At 60.3% G+C, this 647-nt stretch carries 1 protein-coding gene; it reads left to right on the forward strand.

What is annotated here, in order from left to right; all coding sequences use genetic code 11:
* On the forward strand, nucleotides 1–647 hold a 647-nt coding region (locus tag ABD223_RS43350), incomplete at both ends, for an AMP-binding protein (RefSeq protein WP_344044204.1).

The raw sequence follows: 647 nt of genomic DNA on the forward strand, positions 1-647 counted from the left end.
ATCACCAGTGTGGGTGGACCCACCGAAACCACCCTCTGGAACATCTGGCACCACATCCACCAAGTCAAACCCGAATGGCGAACAATCCCCTACGGCACACCCATCGCCAACACCCAATACCACATCCTCGACGAACAACTACAACAATGCCCCGACTGGGTCACCGGACACATGTACGTCTCCGGAATCGGACTCGCCCGCGGCTACCACAACAACCCCGAACACACCACCAAAACCTTCACCACCCACCCCCACACCCACCAACGCCTCTACCACACCGGCGACCTCGGCCGAACCCACCCCCACGGCCACATCGACATCATCGGCCGCACCGACAACCAAATCAAAATCCACGGCCACCGCATCGAACTCGGCGAAATCGAACACACCCTCGACCAACACCCCCACATCCACACCACCATCGCCACCACACACCCCCACCCCACCCAACCCAACACCCACACCATCACCGCCTACTACCTCCCCACCAACCCACACAACCCACCCACCACCACCCAACTACGCCAACACCTCACCACCACACTCCCCACCCACATGATCCCCACCCACCTCATCCCCCTCCACCAAATACCCCTCACCCCCAACGGAAAAATCAACAAAAACGCCCTACCCGCACCAAGCGGGGA

It is taken from the genome of Saccharothrix xinjiangensis (genome assembly GCF_039527585.1).
GTDB classification, from domain to species: Bacteria; Actinomycetota; Actinomycetes; order Mycobacteriales; family Pseudonocardiaceae; genus Actinosynnema; species Actinosynnema xinjiangensis.